Annotated in this window: 1 protein-coding gene; it reads right to left on the bottom strand. The window is 62.9% G+C overall.

All coding sequences use genetic code 11. The features are described 5' to 3' along the window. Positions 1–2309, bottom strand: a 2309-nt coding sequence (locus tag AB0C34_RS31490; RefSeq protein ID WP_357081084.1) for a hypothetical protein, incomplete at its 3' end; no start/stop codon positions are given. Positions 2310–2356: the final 47 nt, after the last annotated feature.

Genomic DNA, 2356 nt, shown 5'->3' with positions numbered 1-2356 from the left:
TTTGGTGGTTGATGTGGTGTGGGGTTGTTTGGGTGGGGGTTGGTGGTGATTTGGGTTTGGTGTGGTGGTGGGTTGGTGGAGTGGTTGGGGGGTATGGCGCGCGCCATGCTCCTGATGTTGTCGAGGAGTTGTTGTTCTGGGGGGGAGAGTTCTGTTTCTGGGCGGGCGGCGTCGGTGAGTAGGTGGTCGACTTGTTTTCGGGCGTGTGGGGTTAGTTGTTGGGTGATGATCGCTCGTCGTTGGGTTGCGCCTGGGGTGTTTTGTCGTAGTCCTAGGTGCTCGATCAGGGCTGTTGCTTCGCGATGTATGTGGTTGTATTCGGCGCGTGTGGTGGGGTCGGTTTGTCGTGTTTGTGGTGGGATCGCGGTCAGGTGTTCGGCGAGGACGCGTAGTTCCTGGATCCGGCCGATGTCGTGGGGGGTTGGTGTGGCGGTGGGTGGGGTCGTTCCCGGACGCATGATGTCGGTGTCCGGTCGGTGGGTGTGTTGGCCGAACGTGTTGCGGCGTTGGTTTTCGACGATCTCGCCGATTTCGTGCGCGAGGGATCGCTGTATTTCTTCTGGTCGTAGGCGTTCGTTGAGGTAGACGGTGTGTTGGTTGGTGTCGTGGTTGAGGACGGACTGTGCTGCTGTGTGTTCGTTGAGGGTTCGGGTGTCGAAGTGGACGTCGAAGGTGTGGTGGTTGTCGGTGATTCGGTAGTGGTTGTGGTCGAGGTGTTCGATCGAGAGTCCGCCGTAGCCGGTGACGACTTGGTCCAGGGTTTCGGCGATTCGATTATGGAGGGCATGGATGTGGTCGGTGGTGGTCGGTAGGTCAGGTTCGATGTAGCGGTCGGAGCCGGGCACTCGGGTGTCGGTGACTTCGGTGATCCCATCGCGGTGGTTGGCGCCGAAGTCGCTGCGAGACCCCGACTCGGCGTCTGGCGCACCGGGATTTTCGGATCCGCTGTGCTGTGTATCGGAGCTTGCGAGGGTGGTCGATTCCGGTGTTGCTCTGGTAGCTGTGTGCTCGGCGGCGGCATTCGTGTTGGCGTGTTCGACTCCACCCGTGGCCGGCTCGGACGGAACCGGCGTCGATGTGGCATCTGGCGCGGTGCTGGATTCACCGGTCAGGCTGGAGTACGCCGAGCCTGCACTTGCTCCGGGATTGCCCGACGCTACCGATCTCTGACTGGTGTGCCCACCGTTCTGGTCGGGCGATTGCGTGACTTCTTGTGGCCCAACGGTATCCTGCGTCCGGTGCGTGCTCGATGCCAATGATCCGTCGCCGCGTTGGTATAGATCGAGGTTGTCGACTTCGTGGGTTTGTGCCAGGCCCCGTTGGCCGCGGACGGCACCGGGAAGGCCGCCGCTTGCGGCGCCGCCGGTGATAGCTCTGGGGTCGATGTTCCAGTTGTCGGGGTTCCATCCGTTTTGGTAGATCGCGGGTACCGCGGCTGCGGCGTAGCCGCCGGCCGCTCCGGCTGTCGTGCCGGCGGCCAAACCGGTTATCGCTCCGCGCATTCCTTTCGCGCCTAGGTCGACGCCTGGCAGTTTCGCGAAGCCTTTGCCGGCCAATGATGCGGTGGCGCCCCCGGCGGCCGCTCCGGCCACGGTGAGGCCGAGTTCTCTCAGGTTGTCGCGGTTGTTCCAGTCGGTGAGTTCGCTGGAATCTCGATGCCCGACCGTGACCTGGTAGGCCTTCGTTGCGTAGGTTTGGAACAGTTCCTCGCGGATTTCCTCGCCGGCTTCTTTCAGTGCTTCGACGCCGACTCGTTTGAGTCCTTGTTTGCCGATCGCCTCGCTGAGTTGCAACCCGGCGTGTTTGGCGAGGTCCTTGACCGCCCTGCTGGCCATTGCCTTCGCGCTGTTGCGGGCGAGGGCGGTGAGCAATTGGCCGGAGAATACGCGGATGATCACCCGGGTGATGCCGATGAGGCCGGCTTGGAGGGCCGGCGCGGCCGGTCCGGCGGTGAGCGCGTAGACGAGTTCCGCGGCCAGGATGACCAGCGCGATCATCATCTCGATCTTCGCGGCTTCGATGTCGGCTCCGGTGTCCTTCGCGGCGTCTCCGATCTGGTGATATCGGCCGACCAGGTCGTCGAGGTAATTCCGGACGTTGTCGTAGTTGGCCAAAATGCTGGCCGATCCCTCGCCCGCTGGATACGCGTGCTGCATCATGCTTTTCGCGGCGTCGAGTTGCTGGATCGTGGATTTCAGCTGGTCGGAGGCCTGGAACCAGCCTTCGGCCAGGGCGAACATTTTATCTTCGTCGCCCTCGGGCCAGTCGACGCCCGCCACCCATCCCAAAACATCCGGTAGATCGATCACTACCGCACTCGCTCCCGGAGCGGTCGAGCCAGACCGGCCCCGTACCG

Origin of the sequence: Nocardia sp. NPDC049220 (genome assembly GCF_040647855.1) — a bacterium.
Taxonomy (GTDB): Bacteria; Actinomycetota; Actinomycetes; order Mycobacteriales; family Mycobacteriaceae; genus Nocardia.
This window is presented reverse-complemented; position numbering and strand designations above follow the sequence as displayed.